Origin of the sequence: Zobellia uliginosa, assembly GCF_900156625.1 — a bacterium.
In the GTDB taxonomy this organism is placed as follows: domain Bacteria; phylum Bacteroidota; class Bacteroidia; order Flavobacteriales; family Flavobacteriaceae; genus Zobellia; species Zobellia uliginosa.
Window position 1 is genome coordinate 1 of sequence record NZ_FTOB01000010.1, and the last position, 16,087, is coordinate 16,087.

General features: G+C 41.4%; 8 protein-coding genes and 1 pseudogene. 3 read left to right on the forward strand and 6 right to left on the reverse strand.

Features of this window, described 5'->3' with window-relative positions:
• The 4 genes and pseudogenes from BW980_RS22225 to BW980_RS20370 all read right to left on the reverse strand — a co-directional run.
• Positions 1 to 800: pseudogene (locus tag BW980_RS22225) on the reverse strand (transposase); the annotation flags it as partial.
• Positions 801 to 849: 49 nt separating this feature from the next.
• On the reverse strand, positions 850 to 2,079 hold the full coding sequence (locus tag BW980_RS20360; protein ID WP_076457005.1) for an SDR family oxidoreductase: 1,230 nt from the start codon (positions 2,077 to 2,079) through the stop codon (positions 850 to 852).
• Positions 2,080 to 3,442: 1,363 nt separating this feature from the next.
• Entirely contained in the window at positions 3,443 to 4,363 is a 921-nt protein-coding gene (locus BW980_RS20365; protein WP_076457006.1) for a ThuA domain-containing protein, read from the reverse strand.
• A gap of 15 nt (positions 4,364 to 4,378) precedes the next feature.
• Positions 4,379 to 5,395 (reverse strand): LacI family DNA-binding transcriptional regulator, encoded by a 1,017-nt coding sequence (locus BW980_RS20370; protein WP_076457007.1) that lies wholly within the window; start codon positions 5,393 to 5,395, stop codon positions 4,379 to 4,381.
• A 491-nt stretch (positions 5,396 to 5,886) separates the two neighbouring features.
• Between BW980_RS20370 and BW980_RS20375 the strand changes: the two genes are divergently transcribed.
• Positions 5,887 to 9,000 carry a DUF1553 domain-containing protein gene (locus BW980_RS20375; RefSeq protein WP_076457059.1) on the forward strand — a complete coding sequence of 1,038 codons (3,114 nt, stop codon included), beginning with the start codon at positions 5,887 to 5,889 and terminating at the stop codon, positions 8,998 to 9,000.
• Positions 9,001 to 9,012: 12 nt separating this feature from the next.
• A complete protein-coding gene (locus BW980_RS20380) occupies positions 9,013 to 10,509 on the forward strand; it encodes a DUF1501 domain-containing protein (protein ID WP_076457008.1) in 1,497 nt (498 codons plus the stop codon).
• Between the two features lie 241 nt (positions 10,510 to 10,750).
• Here the strand turns inward: BW980_RS20380 and BW980_RS20385 are convergent, their stop codons facing one another.
• Both BW980_RS20385 and BW980_RS20390 read right to left on the reverse strand, forming a co-directional pair.
• Positions 10,751 to 11,665 (reverse strand): ThuA domain-containing protein, encoded by a 915-nt coding sequence (locus BW980_RS20385; protein ID WP_076457009.1) that lies wholly within the window; start codon positions 11,663 to 11,665, stop codon positions 10,751 to 10,753.
• Between the two features lie 15 nt (positions 11,666 to 11,680).
• Positions 11,681 to 12,697 (reverse strand): LacI family DNA-binding transcriptional regulator, encoded by a 1,017-nt coding sequence (locus BW980_RS20390; protein WP_076457010.1) that lies wholly within the window; start codon positions 12,695 to 12,697, stop codon positions 11,681 to 11,683.
• Positions 12,698 to 12,945: 248 nt separating this feature from the next.
• Here BW980_RS20390 and BW980_RS20395 point away from each other — a divergent pair, with 248 nt between their 5' ends.
• The gene (locus BW980_RS20395; protein ID WP_083690570.1) at positions 12,946 to 16,077 is read left to right on the forward strand and encodes a SusC/RagA family TonB-linked outer membrane protein; all 3,132 of its coding nucleotides are present in this window, start codon (positions 12,946 to 12,948) and stop codon (positions 16,075 to 16,077) included.
• The last annotated feature ends 10 nt before the right edge of the window (positions 16,078 to 16,087 follow it).

Sequence of the window (16,087 nt, forward strand, 5' to 3'; positions counted from 1 at the left end):
GTTGTCCATGCGGATCCTCTTTGGCTTTCCTTTTTTATTGATAAGGTGGTTCAGTACCCAGACAACGCGATTGCTGGTCAAGGAAAAGTCGACTTTCTATATGAAGTGCTTCTCGATTAAAATTATCGATGACGTTGAACGACCTGAAGCGTCTCTTGTTTTCTAGGACATCGGTCACAAAGTCCATGCTCCAAGTGTGGTTAAGTCCATCGGGTACCTCTAAGGGCTCTTTCACCCTTGCGGGCAAACGTTTCTTTACTTTTCTTCTCAAAGGTGGTCCAAGGGCCTTGTACACACGGTGGACCCCTTTATGGTTTCATGGCTTCCCTTCATTGCGCAAACGGTCGTAGGCCTCGCAAAAGCCTTCCTCCGAATGTTCTTTTGTCTTTTGCCGCAAGGCATCCTCTATCTCGGTATCGTCCTTTGGAAAAGGTTTATAATAGTAGACGCTCTTGCTCATATTCAATACACGGCACGCCCTGCTGATACCGTAATGAACAAGTTCTTTGGCGACACTGCGCTTACGGCAAGGCTTCAGAGCTTTTTTCGATGATTTCCTTCGCCATTTGATGGTCCAAAGCCAAGTTGGCGTACATCTGCTTGAGCTTTCGGTTCTCTTCTTCCAGTTCCTTTATGCGCCTGAGCTCCTTGTCGCTCATTCCGGCGTACTTCGAACGCCACATGTAGAAAGCGGCCGAACTCACACCGTGTTCACGGGTTATATCCGCAACGGTCTTGCCATTATCGAACTCTTTTAAAATCTCTGCGATCTGCGGGGGTGAAAATCTACTCTTCCTCATAATAACGTTTAAAATTAAGATTACTATTCTACTTTTAAACAGTTCGGTTTTAAGGGAAGCTTACAGGTTCACTTTTTGTAGTCAGTTGTAGGCCAAAATTCTTGGATTTAGCATATTGAACGAGGTAATTGAAATCGTTTTCATCAATTGAAGGACAATATAAATTTAGTCTCTTGTAAAGATCCTGAAGATTATCAGTATTAAATTTGATAGCGTTCTGTATCATATAACCTTCAAAAATAGTCCCAATTGTTTTATAATAAAAATTCTCTAATAAACTAAGATTGTTAGGAGTACTACTAACGAAAGAAAAGCCAGACAGATTAATTACTTCTAAAAGTCTTGGTATATAAAACTCATGTGGTGTTTCGACTTCATTAACTAAATGAAAATAGTCCCCTTCTATATTTTGAATACAAATCTGGTAAAGTATTTTGGCCGCGAAGTCTACAGGAACAATATTTAATCCGGCATTTTTATTGACCATTATTCGTAAATTTACTTTTAATGGAATGTTGTAGATGTCTTCAGTATAATTTAGTTGTTTTATTTTCCATCTTAGAAAAAAGGCAGCCCAGCTATAAAAAACATCAAATTTATTAATAGCTCCTTTCTTTTGCTCGATTAATCGGCCACAAATTGTAGAAGGCCTGAATATTCGACATCTAATTCCTGTGCGTTGTTGAAACGTTCTTACCAAAAGCTCACCCTCTAACTTACTTTTTTCATATGGGTTTCTGAATTCTTGATCCAAATTCGTATAATCTGGTTTAACATCTCCGTAGGTTTTTCCACAAGCATAAGCAGTACTAACATAACCAAACTCCTTAACAATCAGGCTTGATACTAATTCTAATATTTTTGACGTGCCTATTACATTTGTTCTGTTTAGCCATTCTCTGGTTTTAGCATTGTCTCTAAAATCGGTAGAAGCGGCGATATGTAAGAAGTAATCTATCCGTTTCCCAACTAGTTTTCTGTACTCTGTACTATTGATTAGTTCATCAGTCGACAGATCGATATTGATACAACGAATATTTGTACGTAAAAATGATAGTATCAAAGGAAAATTATTCGGACTCATTGACAAATAATCCATTCCGTCATTAAGAAGTATGTCTTCAATACGTTCTGATAATGACTGATCATAAGATGCGCGTCCTAAAATAAAAATTTCGAGAGTATCAAGATTATCAAGATGGTCTTTGATGATCTCAAAAAAAACATGTCGGCCTAAGTGCCCTGTTACGCCTGTTAAAGCAAATACTTTTTGTTTCATTTTAAAGTAGATTTTGGGTAGATTAAGATTATATCCTTATTAATTTTCGTAATAAATGTTTGGAATTATTATGTGCGCTATATTTAAAAAACTATTATTTCTTTTGTGAAAACCTCATATTTAGAGTTCGTATTTCGGTGCTTTATTAGATCCTTTAAGACTAAACTCCGTTAAATACAACTATTTTTTTTTCGAAACCTCTCTATGCTATATTAGTATTGATTGCTTTAGCAAGAAAGAATTCTTTTATACATATGCCTCTGGTGTTGGTGAATACATAATATGTATTCATGTTATGGCACTCGAATTGATTTGTTTTATAGGGTACACAGTTTAGTGTTGCAATGCTGAACGCTACTGTTTTTTAAATACAAATAGATTTTGTTTTTTAATTTTTTTTGATCCAAAAATGCCAGAATACCTATTAAAATTTGATGCCTTAGTTTGTTCATAATGTTATTGTGTAAGAGATTTTTATATTCTTGCTTGTTTTTTTATTATGGTCTGATTAAGTCTTAAGCGTATTGATTATAATTCCGTTTTACTATTCTAGTTGTATCAAAAGTAACATTTCTTACACTTTATGTGAGAATATATTGTTGTGGTAAACTTATGGAAGTACTTAAGGAAATGACATCCTGAAAAAAAACGATTTTTATATCATGGTTTATAATGGTTAAATGTTGTGGTTTACCCTTATTTATTTTATAACACTGTTGGAAGTGTTTTATAGATGATTTTAAAAATAGAATCCAAAAGAAACTATAACTAGAAAATTAAACTTTCATTTATAGCCACATTCATTTACTTAAGACTTTAACCTTATAATTACCTCAATTTTGTAAAGAACAAAAATGCATTCCGTTGATGATCGTCTTGCATTCTTGGATGGAGTTTCCATTACAGAAGTAAATCGGCGTCTAATACAAGAAGATAGAATAACAGGCTAACTTGAGTTGGTGTAATAGATGATTTACAATTGCAATTGGATGATGACCATGATTGTTGTCAAATGAGTTTTTTTGACCTAAAGAGAAGAATTCTTATTAATCTAACTATTTCAAAGAAAGATTTCGATTGACCGACGTAGACGGACGTGTAATGAAGGATATTCTAACCTGATTTCTTCTGTGGTTGGAAAGGCTTAAGACCGTATCATTGGGCTTAGGGGCTACCACGGCCTAAGAAAGTGTAAGGGGCAATGCAGAACCATGTGGTTCTGCATTGCCCCTGTCTATTTGTACTGGCGATGCTTCGCGCGGCCAGAATCGGTTTTTTGTCTTGTTTATGGTAGTGGAAATACAGAAAGTATCCTTGTACAAGTCAAAAGAACCCTAGTTTAATACAGCGATTTTAAATTCCTTTATTTTCCAATAGGGGAGTCGTCGCATTTTAAGTCGCCGACAACATACTGTAGGCCATCCAAGAAAAACTGAAGTAGCTCTGGGTGGTCTAAACTTTGGGCATTATGTGAAGGGGAGCTATAGAAAACACGGCCTTTGCCATGTCTTTTGATCCAAGAAACATAGTTCTTGTCATTTGTAACCGTATGGCGTATTCCTTCGATCTTGTTAGTATCGATATAGAGCAAGGGTCTAAAGTTGTAATCGAAGTAGGCGTTCTTGAAAAAGTAGGGCTCGTCTACATGGGTAAGGCCGTTTCCTTTAAAGGCCTGTACTAAGGGATGGTTTGGATCTACTTCCTTAACGTGCATTTCCTGCTGTTTCGGATGGTAGTCAAAGCTACCGCCGGTCATTTTGCTGAATTCCATAGAGTTGTTCTGTACAACAATGGCGCCGTGTAAGATCATCAGTCCGCCACCCTTGGCTACATAATCGAGCAGGTTTTTTTCGTATTGGGCCGATTTGGCTGCTATTTCTTGGGCCGAGAAGGAAGTGTTGTCTTCCAATAAATCGGAAAACAGGTCCCTTTTTTTGCCTCTAGGATTGCAGTTATTAAATACAACTGCGTCGTATTTTTTTAGGTTTTTTTTGTCGAAATTCTCAATGTCGTATCCGACATGTACTTCGAAGGCATTGGTTTTCTTACCTAAAATTTTAAGCATTTCCGCGTTGTGCGGAATGGTCCAATGGTCAAAGCCGGTAGCCTTTGAAAAGACCAGAATTTTCTTTTTTGATACGTCTTTTACGGTAGTTTCAGATGGGGCGATTTGCTCTATCTTGGCCAGCCATTCGTCGGTAATTTTGAAATTTTCCCGTTGTTGGGCAAAAATGAAACCGGTAACAAGTAAAAATAAGGCGGTAATGGTAATGTTTGTTTTCATGGGTAATGTGTGTCTTTAGATTTGGGTAGATTCCCTAGCTATTAATTTATGTTTAATGATAATTTGATCTGCGGATTGAATGTTTATCGACCCGTTCAAATGGCTGATGATGCTTTGTCCTGCAAGAATGCCCATTTTGTAGCCCGGGTATTCAATTGTGGAAAGGTTGGGTGATATGACCTCGGAGACGGGGTCGTTGTTGAACCCGATGATTTTGATGTCCTCAGGAATACGGAATCCCTCTTTTTTAAGCTCTTTGATGCAGTTTACCGCAAAGGTGTCGTTGGAAACGAATATACCGTCTACCTTATGTTTCGAAGCCTTTATATAGGCCACGAACTCTTGAACCTTATAAATGTTCAAGTCGCTTTCGATAATGTTTTCGGGCCTGACCGGAAGCTTGTTTTTATACAGGGCCCTTTTGTATCCTTCCAGACGATCGGTATAAACGTTTCGTCTTAAGCTACCGGTAATATGTACGATATTTTTACAACCTTTTTCTATGAGATGCCGTGTGGCGTCGTATCCGGCGGCTTCGTTATCTATGGAAATCGTGGGGCAATTGGGTAGGTCGCAAAGCCTATCGAAAAACAAAAGCGGTATTTTTCTATCGGTATAGGTCGTGAAGTGGTCGTAGTTCTCCGTTTCATAGGCCAAGGAGACCAAAAGGGCGTCGATCCCACTATCAAAAAGCGTTTTTGCATTGAGTTTTTCCTTTTCCTGCGATTCCAAGGACTGGCTAATGACCAGGTTGTAGCCGAAATTATTGGCTATTTTCTCTATGCCCGATAATACGGTAGACATAAAAATGGAATTGAGCTTGGGCACGATGACCCCAATGGTTTTGGACCGTTGCTTGCTAAGGTTGGCGGCAAACTTATTGGTTCTATAGCCGGTTTCCCTGGCGACGGACAAGACTTTGTCCTTTGTCTTTTGGCTGATGGCCGGATGGTCGTTCAGACTACGACTTACGGTGGCAGGAGATATATTCAGCTTTTGGGCCAAGTCGTATATCGTTATTTTTTTAGCCATTTTGGAGAGTGCAATGTTACTGCAACAATATTACGCAACAATTTTTAATGAGCAATAAAATGAAAGTTTTTTTTAAATAAAAAATCAATAAATACGTTTTTATCCTACAAATCACACTGATTTTTTGATAAAATCATTAAATATTTAGAAAATATTTGCGCAATCGGTTGCGTGATATTTAAAAAATTATAGTTTTGTTTTTTTTGCAATCAATACCAATCAAACCAAATTATTTCTTTTCGATAAGACGGTTCTCGGCAATCCTTTTGCGGGACTTACTATCGAGCCTTTTAATAACCTGTTCCCTATCCCATTTGCCGAAATAGAGCTAAATACCTTAGGGGAACTCGAGCAGAACCCAGGATACGTTAATTAAATTGTATTTTAGACTAAAGAAGAGAACTATGCCTTTGAATGAGAATAAGTTGATTTCATTAAATAGATGCCTTGAGCGTACAAAGTCGGTTTTGTTTGTTGCTTTTCTAATTTTAATGGCATCGGCATGTTCCGATAAGGCTTATGAAAAATATGCCGATGTCCTTCCTGAAAAAGTTGATTTTAATTACCATATAAAACCTATACTTTCCGATCGATGTTTTACTTGTCATGGGCCCGATAAAAATGGGGTTAAGGCAGGCTTGAGATTGGATATTCCCGAAGGGGCATTGAAAAAGACGCTCGAATCGGGAGGGCATGCCTTTGTTCCCGGAAGTATTGGAAAAAGTAGGGCCTATCAAAGAATGGTTTCGGATGACCCCGAATTACGGATGCCCCCGCCGAAGTTCAATCTGTCTATGACCGAATTTGAAATCGCCATGATTGCAAAATGGATCGACCAAGGGGCGGAGTACAAGCCGCACTGGTCTTATGCAAGCCTGAAAAAGACTTCGGTGCCCAAAGTGAAGAATGAGGATTGGTTGCAGAACCCTATAGATAATTTTGTTCTGAAAAAACTGGAAAACAATGGGTTGAAGCCCAATGTTAAAGCGGATAAGGAATTATTGCTAAGAAGGCTTTCCCTTGATTTAACGGGACTTCCCCCTACCATAGATGAAATCGACGATTTTATGGCCGACGACAGTGACAAGGCCTATGAAAAGGTGGTCGATCGCCTGTTGTCATCTTCGCATTATGGGGAGCGAATGGCGGTAGAGTGGCTCGATATCGCACGCTATGCCGACTCCCATGGCTACTCCACCGACGGGGTGAGAACCATGTGGCCGTGGCGTGATTGGGTTATCGATGCATTCAATAGTAATATGCCGTACAATGATTTTATTACTTGGCAAGTGGCCGGCGATAAATTTCCGAACGCCACACGTGAACAAAAGCTGGCAACGGCCTTTTTGAGAAATCAGAAACTAAATGCCGAAGGTGGTATCGTGTTGGAGGAATTTTTGGTCGAATATGCGGCCGACCGTGCGGAAACCGTATCAACGGCCTTTTTGGGCTTGACGATGCAGTGCGCGAAATGCCATGACCATAAATATGACCAAATTTCCCAAAAGGAATATTTTCAATTTTTTAGTTTCTTCAACAGCGTCAATGAAAGGGGAATGACCCCTAATGATGGTAATTCGGGGCCACAGCTATTGCTGACTACCAAAGAGGTCGATGACCTTATAGCCTATATCGATTTTCAGGTCGATAGTTTGCAGAAAAAACTATCGCCTTTAAAAAGATCGCTGGATGTTGATAAATATAGCCACCCGAAATTGGATTTAAATGACGGCTTGCTAGTCGATATTTCATTCGAAAACAGCAATTCGAAAAAGGTCTATGATGCTAGTAGGGCTCAAAAAACCTATGAGGTAGGAGGTGAATTTGAACCGGTCAAAGGTAAGAAGGGAAAAGGGTTTAAGTTTACAGGGTATGACGTTCTTCGGATCAATGATACGAAGTTGGACTTTGGTGTGTCGGATCCTTTTTCTTTTAGTTTCTGGGTCAATTCGCATCACGAGAACGAGTACATGCCCTTATTGATGCATGTTGGGGGTAAAAATGACAATTATAAGGGGTATGAGATGACGGTCTTAAACGGCTATCCTAGCATACGGCTTATCAATAGTTTGCCGGCCAACATGATTTCGGTGCGTACGGAGAAGCCGCTCGCTAAAGATGAATGGGTGCATTTGACCTTTGTTTATGACGGGTCGGGAAGTGCCAGTGGTATTCAAATTTATAGCGATGGTAAAAAGTCGAAAAAGCAAGTGCTCTTAGATGAACTCACTAAAGCCATCTCCCGGGGTAATGGAAGGATGACCCTTGGAGGGAAAATCGATTATCAGGTCGAAGTAGACGGTTTTGGTCTAATGGATGACCTGAAAATTTACAATAGGGAGTTAAGCGAGGTTGAAGCCTTTGCTTTGTTCGAGGAAGCTAAAGTGGCTCCGGACAACTTCTCGAAAGAGGCGTTAAAAGAGCACTATTTGCTTACGGAGAGTAGTGAGCAAAAAGCGATAAGCAACAAGATTAAATCGCTTCGGAAAGAGAAAAATACCATATTGGATACCGTTCCTACGGTTATGATAATGGGAGACCTTAAAGAGCCTAGGCCTACTTATATTCTTGATAGGGGAGCTTATGATATTCCCTTAGAGGAGGTTTCCGCAGGAACACCTGAGGATATTTTTCCCTTTACGGAAGAATTTCAACCCGATCGTTTGGGGTTGGCCAATTGGTTGGTCGATGAAAGAAATCCCTTGACGGCAAGGGTGACCGTAAACCGTTATTGGCAATTATTGTTCGGTCAAGGTATCGTAAAAACGGTGGAAGATTTCGGTAACCAAGGGGCCTTGCCGCATCATCCTGAATTATTGGATTATTTGGCCAAATCTTTTATCGATTCTGGGTGGGACGTCAAAAAAATGATGAAAACCATTGTAATGTCCGCTACCTATCAACAGTCGTCTAGAGTTCCCGTTGATGAAAGAAAAGATGATCCGGACAATGAAATGTTGGCCCGCGGTCCGAGCAACAGGCTGCAAGGGGAATTTATACGGGATTTGGCCTTGGCATCGAGCGGCCTACTGGTTGATGAAATAGGAGGGGCTAGTGTAAAACCATACCAGCCCGAAGGGCTCTGGGAGGAAATTACGGGAAACTCGGTTTATTTAAGGTCTTATCGGGAAGATGAAGGGGATAAGCTGTATAGAAGGTCGCTTTATACGTTTTGGAGGAGGGCTTCGCCACCGCCTACGATGACGATTTTCGATGCGCCCTCCAGGGATTACTGTATCGTGAAGAGGGCAGAGACCAACACTCCCTTACAGGCGCTCTCCTTGCTTAACGACCCTCAATTTGTGGAGGCGGCCCGCGTATTGGCTGAAAGGGTGGTCAGGGATAAAAGAGGGATACGGGAACAAATAGTACTGGCCTATCGTTTGCTAACGGGCATAAGCCCCGATAAAAATACGATTCAACTTTTAGAGGAACATTACGCCAAGGAGAAGGTGCGTTTCGAGAATAATCCCAGGGAAGCAAAAAAATTATTGGCCTTAGGTTACACCCCGGTAAAAATGGGGCAATTTCCGGTAGAGGTGGCGGCCATGACCGTGGTGTGTAATACGATCATGAGTTTTGATGAAACGATTATGAAAAGATAAAACAAGGTACAGATGAAATTTTCGGATTTAAATAAGTTCCATAATCAACCGGAAGTAAGGCAAGGTCTTGAAATCAATAGGAGACATTTTCTTACCAAGACGGGTTTTGGTATTGGGGGCATGGCCTTGGCGGCCCTTTCCAATCCTCTCAAGGCTTTGGGCCAGGTGGGCAGCATGGGGAGTCCCCCGCCGGGTATGCCCGATATGCGACATTTTGCCCCAAAGGCAAAAAGGGTGATCTACCTTTTTCAAAGTGGTGGTCCTTCTCAGCATGACCTTTGGGATTATAAGCCCTTGCTTGAAACAATGAACGGTGAGGAACTTCCCGATTCTATTAGGCAGGGTCAACGTATAACCGGAATGACGGCAGGTCAGCAATCTTTTCCCTTGGCAGGGGCTCAGTTCAAGTTTGACCAGTATGGGGAAAGTAGGGCTTGGGTAAGCGAGCTTATGCCCCATACGGCGAAGATCGTTGACGATCTGTGTTTTATAAAGAGTATGAACACCGATGCCATAAATCACGACCCGGCCATAACCTTTTTTCAAACGGGTTCACAACAACCGGGAAGACCTTGTATCGGTTCTTGGTTGAGCTATGGCTTGGGTAGTTCTAATAAGAATTTGCCCGAGTTTTGTGTTTTGCTTTCCGATGGTAGTGGAAACCTCGCGCCCCAACCCTTGAACTCACGTCTGTGGGGAAGTGGTTTTTTACCTTCTTTGCATCAAGGGGTACAATTTAGGTCGGGAAAAGACCCTGTATTGTTTTTGAATAACCCCGATGGGATTTCCGATATGTCGCGCAGGTCTTCATTGGATTATTATCAAAAAATTCAAGAAATGCAGTACCAGAAGGAGCAAGATCCTGAAATACAAACCCGTATTGCACAGTATGAAATGGCCTATCGTATGCAGACTTCGGTACCGGAAGTGATGGATGTCACAAAAGAACCTGACCATATCTATGAAATGTATGGGCCTGACTCGCGAATTCCCGGTACCTATGCCGCTAATTGTTTGTTGGCAAGACGTTTGGTCGAACAAGATGTCAACTTTATTCAGTTGTACCATCGTGGGTGGGACCAACATGGAAACCTGCCGAAACAAATTCGGGGACAATGTAAGGACACCGACCAGCCTTCAGCGGCATTGGTACAAGATTTAAAGCAAAGAGGTTTGTTGGAAGATACCTTGATCGTATGGGGAGGAGAATTCGGTAGAACCAATTATTCCCAAGGAAAATTGACCAAAACCAATTATGGTAGGGATCATCATCCTAGGTGTTTTACCATTTGGATGGCCGGTGCTGGTGTGAAAAAGGGACTTAGTTACGGGGAAACCGATGAGTTCGGGTATAATATTATCAGTAATCCGGTTCATGTACATGATTTTCAAGCAACCCTTATGTATTTGCTCGGGTATGATCACGAAAAACTTACGTATAAACACCAAGGTAGAAGATTTCGATTGACCGATGTACACGGACACGTAATGAAGGATATTCTAAGCTGATTTCTTCTGTGGTTGGAAAGGCTTAGGACCGTATCATTGGGCTTAGGGTTTGCCGCGGTCTGGGAAGGAGCAAGGGGCAATGCAAAACCACATGGTTTTGCATTGCCCCTGTCTATTTACACTGGCGATGCTTCGCGCGGCCAGAATCGGTTTTTTGCTCTGTTTGTGGTAGTAGAAATACAGAAAGTATCCTTGTGTAAGTCAAAAGAACCCTAGTTTAATACAACGATTTTAATTCCCTTTATTTTCCGATAGGGGAGTCGTCACATTTTAAGTCGCCAACAACATATTGTAGGCCATCCAAGAAAAATTGAAGTAACCCAGGGTGGTCTAAGCTTTGGGCGTTATGTGATGGGGAGCTATAGAAAACGCGGCCTTTGCCATGTCTTTTGATCCAAGAAACATAGTTTACCTTTTCGTCGACTTCCTTTTTCATGCCTTCTAGCTTATCGATTTCAATGTAAAGTAAGGGTCTGAAATTATAGTCGAAATAGGCATTGTTGAAAAAGTAGGGTTCATCCACATGGGTAAGGCCCTTTCCTTTAAAGGCTTGTACTAAGGGGTGCTTGGGGTCCACTTCCTTAACGTGCATTTCTTGTTGTTTCGGATGGTAGTCAAAGCTGCCGCCGGTCATTTGGCTGAACTCCTTAGAGTTGTTCTGAACGGTAATGGCGCCATGTAGGATCATAAGTCCGCCACCCTTGGCTACGTAGTTCATTAAATTGGTCTCGTACTGCTTTGATAGGGCGGTGATTTCTTGGTCGGGAAGATTTGAATTTTGCTGTAATAAATCCCAGAACAAATCTCGCTTAGGTCCCGAGGGATTGCAATTGTTAAATACAACCGCATCGTATTTTTTTAGGTTCTTTTTATCGAAGCTTTCAACGTCGTAAGCGATGTGGACCTCAAAGGCATTGGTTTTTGTACCTAAAATCTTAAGCATTTCCGCGTTGTGCGGAATGGTCCAGTGGTCAAAGCCGGTAGCCTTTGAAAAGACCAGTATTTTCTTTTTTGACACATCTTTTACGGTGGTTTCGGATGGGGCCATTTGTTCTATTTGGGCCAGCCATTCGTCGGTAATTTTAAATTTTTCTATTTGTTGGGCGAAAATGAAACCGGTAACGAGTAAAAATAAGGCGGTGATATTCTTTTTCATGGGTAATGCGTGTCTTTAGATTTGGGTAGATTCCCTAGCTATTAATTTATGTTTGATGAGGATTTGGTCGGCGGACTGAATATTGATCGATCCGCTTAAGTGGCTGATGATGCTTTGTCCGGCAAGAATGCCCATTTTGTAGCCCGGGTATTCAATTGTGGATAGGCTGGGCGATATGACCTCGGAGACGGGGTCGTTGTTGAACCCGATAACTTTAATGTCTTCCGGTATACGGAATCCTTCTTTTATCAGCTCTTTGATGCAGTTTGCGGCAAAGGTGTCGTTGGAAACGAATATACCGTCTACCTTCTGTTCCGAAGCTTTTATACGGGCTACGAACTCTTTTACCTGGCCGATGTTCAGGTCGCTTTCGATAATGTTTTCCGGCTTGACCGGAAACTTGTTTTTGTACAGGGCTTTTTTATAGCCTTCCAGTCTGCCCGCGTAAACGTTGCGCTTAAGGCTACCACTTATATGTACAATGTTTTGGCAACCGTTTTTTATGAGATGCTGTGTGGCGTCATATCCAGCGGCTTCGTTATCTATGGAAATCGTGGGGCAATTGGGAAGGTCGCATACCCTATCGAAAAACAAAAGCGGTATTTTTCTATCGGTATAGGTCGTGAAGTGGTCGTAATCGTCCGTCTCGTAGGCCAAGGAGACCAGAAGGGCGTCGACACCGCTATCAAAAAGCGTTTTTGCATTGAGTTTTTCCTTTTCCTGTGATTCCAAGGACTGGCTAATGACCAGGTTGTAGCCGAAATTATTGGCTATTTTCTCTATGCCCGATAAAACGGTAGACATAAAAATGGAATTGAGCTTGGGTACGATGACCCCAATGGTATTGGATTTTTGTTTGCTGAGGTTGGCCGCGAACTTATTGGTTCTATAACCGGTTTCCTTGGCAACGGACAAGACTTTGTCCTTTGTCTTTTGGCTGATGGCCGGATGGTCGTTCAAGCTGCGACTTACAGTGGCGGGGGAGATATTCAGCTTTTGGGCCAGGTCGTATATCGTTATCTTTTTTGCCATTTGGGTAGTGCAATGTTACTGCAACAATATTACGCAACAAATAGAAATATACAATGATATTTTCTTCTAAAATCAATTATTGCACTTTATTTCAATATTGTAGGCCGCTTTTGGGTGTCTAAAATGACTATTTCTCAATTTTTATGTAATTAATTTACGCAATCGGTTGCGCAATTCATAAAATTTTATAGTTTTGTTTCAAGTCGACAAGACCTAAATAATCAAAACCAATTTTTAATACACATTGTATGAAGCAACTACTAAACCATTTTAGGCTATTTAAACGAACGCTATTTCTCTTGTTTCCTATGCTGTTCTTGTCTTATTCGGCATTAGCGCAAGATGATTTTACGGTTACGGGAACGGTAACCGATGAGTATGATGCTCCCTTGCCAGGAGCTTCCGTCGTGGAAAAGGGCACTACAAATGGGGTATCTACCGATTTTGACGGGAATTATTCCATTTCGGTTTCCAATCAAAATGCAACTTTAGTGATAAGTTACATTGGTTACGCCGAACAAGAGATTGCCATTGAGGGCAAGTCTCAAATCAACACCGCTATGGAGCCAAGTGCTTCTACCCTAGATGAGGTAGTTCTTGTCGGGTATGGGGCGGTGAAGAAAAAAGATCTAACAGGTGCCATCTCTCAAGTAGAGGCAGAAGATTTGGCCGACCAATCTACGAATTCCGTTACCGATGTCTTGCGTGGTAATGTGGCAGGTTTAAGTATTGGTTTGTCTTCTGGGCCTAAAGGGGTCAGTAATATTAGAATTCGGGGGAACAATGGTCTTTCGGCAGGGTCCAATCCTTTAATTGTGGTCGATGGTATTATATATAATGGGGATTTGTCAGATATTGCACCGTCCGATATTGACCGTTTGGATGTAATGAAAGATGCTAGTTCTGCTGCGGTTTATGGTGCTAGGGGCTCCAGTGGGGTAATTTTGATTACGACCAAAAGGGGTACCAGCGACAAACCCACCATTAATATTAATTCGAGTGTGGGTATAGCTACGGATGCTTATAAGGAAAGACCGTACGGACCGGAAGGCTACGCCAACTGGAGAACCGATGTATTCAAGAGTATCAACCCACAATTGACAAAAGATAATCCGGGCCGGTACGACAATCCTAATAACTTACCGGAAGGAGTTACCGTAGAAGAGTGGTTGGCTTATGATGGTTCTGCCGGCGATCCTACCCGGGCTTGGTTGAACCGTATCGGATTTCAAGATGTTGAAATCAATAACTACTTGGAAGGAAAGTCTATCGATTGGTATGACCGTATCATTAGAACCGGTATTAGAAACGATATCAATACCAGTATTTCTGGAAGGAATAATGGATTAAATTATTATTGGTCTATCGGACGTACATCGAACGAGGGGATATACGAAGGTGAAAAATTTCAAACTTTAAGGTCGCGTTTAAACCTTGATGCCGATATAAATGATTGGTTGACCGTGGGTATGAATACCCAGTTTGCCAAACGTGATGAAGGTTTTATCGCGGCAGATAGACTACAGATAGAAAGATCCTCTCCTTTTGGTTCGGAGTTCGATGATAATGGCAACCCTAGATTGAGTCCTCAAGACGATAGCGGGGCAGGGGCGACCAATGCTTTTTTATCTCAACAGTTTACCGATTTGATAGATTTGGAACATACCTTTAATTCAAGAGTGTATGCCAAAGTGAAATTGCCCTTGGGGTTTACTTATGAGCTGGGCTATACCAATAGATTGGAGTTTCGGGAATATTATAGGCATTTGCAATCTGCTAGTCCTCAAAATGTTGTGGGTGAGGGTTCTAGGGCCAACAGAAGAATATCAGAATGGCAATTGGATAATATCTTAAGGTGGAACAAGACCATAGACAAGCATCAGTTTGATTTGACCTTTTTGGCATATGCCGAGAAATTCAGGTCTTATGAGACCGTGGCCAATGCCACTACATTTGAACCTAACGATGCCTTAGGCTTTAGTAGTCTTGAACTTGGTACCGTTCCAACGGTAAGTAGTGAAGATGTAACCAGTACGGGCGATGCGTTCATGACGCGCTTCAACTACAATTACGATTCGCGCTATCTACTTACCTTGACGATGAGAAGAGATGGTTACTCGGCCTTTGGGGCGGGTAATAAGAGGGGGTACTTTCCTTCTATTGCAGGGGCTTGGACCATTTCGAACGAGAGTTTCTTTAATTCCGATTTCGTAAACTTTTTAAAATTAAGGGCTACCTATGGTGAAAATGGAAATAGGGAAATTGGTCGCTTTGTATCCTTATCCCAATTAAGGGCTGGCAAATACTTGAATGCCAATGCTGAAGGCGAAGTCTTTACCGTACCTACATTTAATAATTTCACCCAAGAAAGTCCTGATTTAAAATGGGAAACAACTAAGGCGATAAACTTCGGCCTCGATTTTAGTTTGGCCGATGGTATTGTTGAAGGTTCGATCGAGGCGTATAGAAATATTACTACCGATCTTCTTGTTCAGAGAAGGCTTCCCGATATTATTGGATTTACTTCCGTATTTACCAATCTAGGGGAGGTAGAGAACAAGGGTATTGAATTTAGTCTTTCTACCTTAAACTATGACAAGGAGAATTTCAACTGGACAACCAACTTCAATTTTTCCCTTAACCGCAGTAAGATCAACGAACTGTATGGTGATTTAGATGAAAATGGAAAAGAGCTTGACGATATTTCAAACCGATGGTTCATCGGTGAGGCTTCCGATGTAATCTGGGATTATGAGGTTCTTGGTGTTTTTCAGGAAGACGAGGCCGAAGCCGCAGCTGCGGTAGGACTTTCCCCAGGAGATTTCAAGCTTAGGGATGTCAATAATGATGGCCTGTTTACCGACGAGGATAAAAAGTTTATCGGGCATAGAACGCCAAGGTTTCAAGCGGCCATGTCTAACCGCTTTACCCTCTTTGAAAACATCGACTTTTCTTTTGAAATGTATTCCAATTGGGGACAGAAACGTTTGTTCAACGAAGCCAAGAACAGAAATGGCTTTATTGACCGGACCAATTCCATTCAAACGCCATACTGGACCCCTGAGAACCCGACCAATGAATATGCGAGGTTGTTTTCAAGTGATGGTAGTGCCAGTTACAGTATATGGAGGGACGCCTCTTTCATAAGGTTGAACAATGTTACCATTGCCTATCGTTTTCCAACGGAGTTTACCCAAAAATTTGCGGTTCAGAAATTACGGGTGTACGCCAATGCAAGAAACTTAGCCGTTTGGGCACCACATTGGGATTTTTATGATCCGGAACCAACCGATATAGAAGGTAGAAATTCTAACGGAAGTAATAACCCCACTTTACCCACGCCTAGATTCTTTACGGTAGGGTTAGACATTAGCCTTTAATATTCTAAAT

Excerpts from the sequence above, each read along its gene's own strand:
- BW980_RS20375 (WP_076457059.1), top strand. The coding sequence starts at position 5,887 with ATGGCATCGGCATGTTCCGATAAGGCTTATGAAAAATATGCCGATGTC.
- BW980_RS20380 (WP_076457008.1), top strand. The coding sequence starts at position 9,013 with ATGAAATTTTCGGATTTAAATAAGTTCCATAATCAACCGGAAGTAAGG.
- BW980_RS20395 (WP_083690570.1), top strand. The coding sequence starts at position 12,946 with ATGAAGCAACTACTAAACCATTTTAGGCTATTTAAACGAACGCTATTT.
- BW980_RS20385 (WP_076457009.1), bottom strand. The coding sequence starts at position 11,665 with ATGAAAAAGAATATCACCGCCTTATTTTTACTCGTTACCGGTTTCATT.
- BW980_RS20370 (WP_076457007.1), bottom strand. The coding sequence starts at position 5,395 with ATGGCTAAAAAAATAACGATATACGACTTGGCCCAAAAGCTGAATATA.
- BW980_RS20365 (WP_076457006.1), bottom strand. The coding sequence starts at position 4,363 with ATGAAAACAAACATTACCATTACCGCCTTATTTTTACTTGTTACCGGT.
- BW980_RS20390 (WP_076457010.1), bottom strand. The coding sequence starts at position 12,697 with ATGGCAAAAAAGATAACGATATACGACCTGGCCCAAAAGCTGAATATC.
- BW980_RS20360 (WP_076457005.1), bottom strand. The coding sequence starts at position 2,079 with ATGAAACAAAAAGTATTTGCTTTAACAGGCGTAACAGGGCACTTAGGC.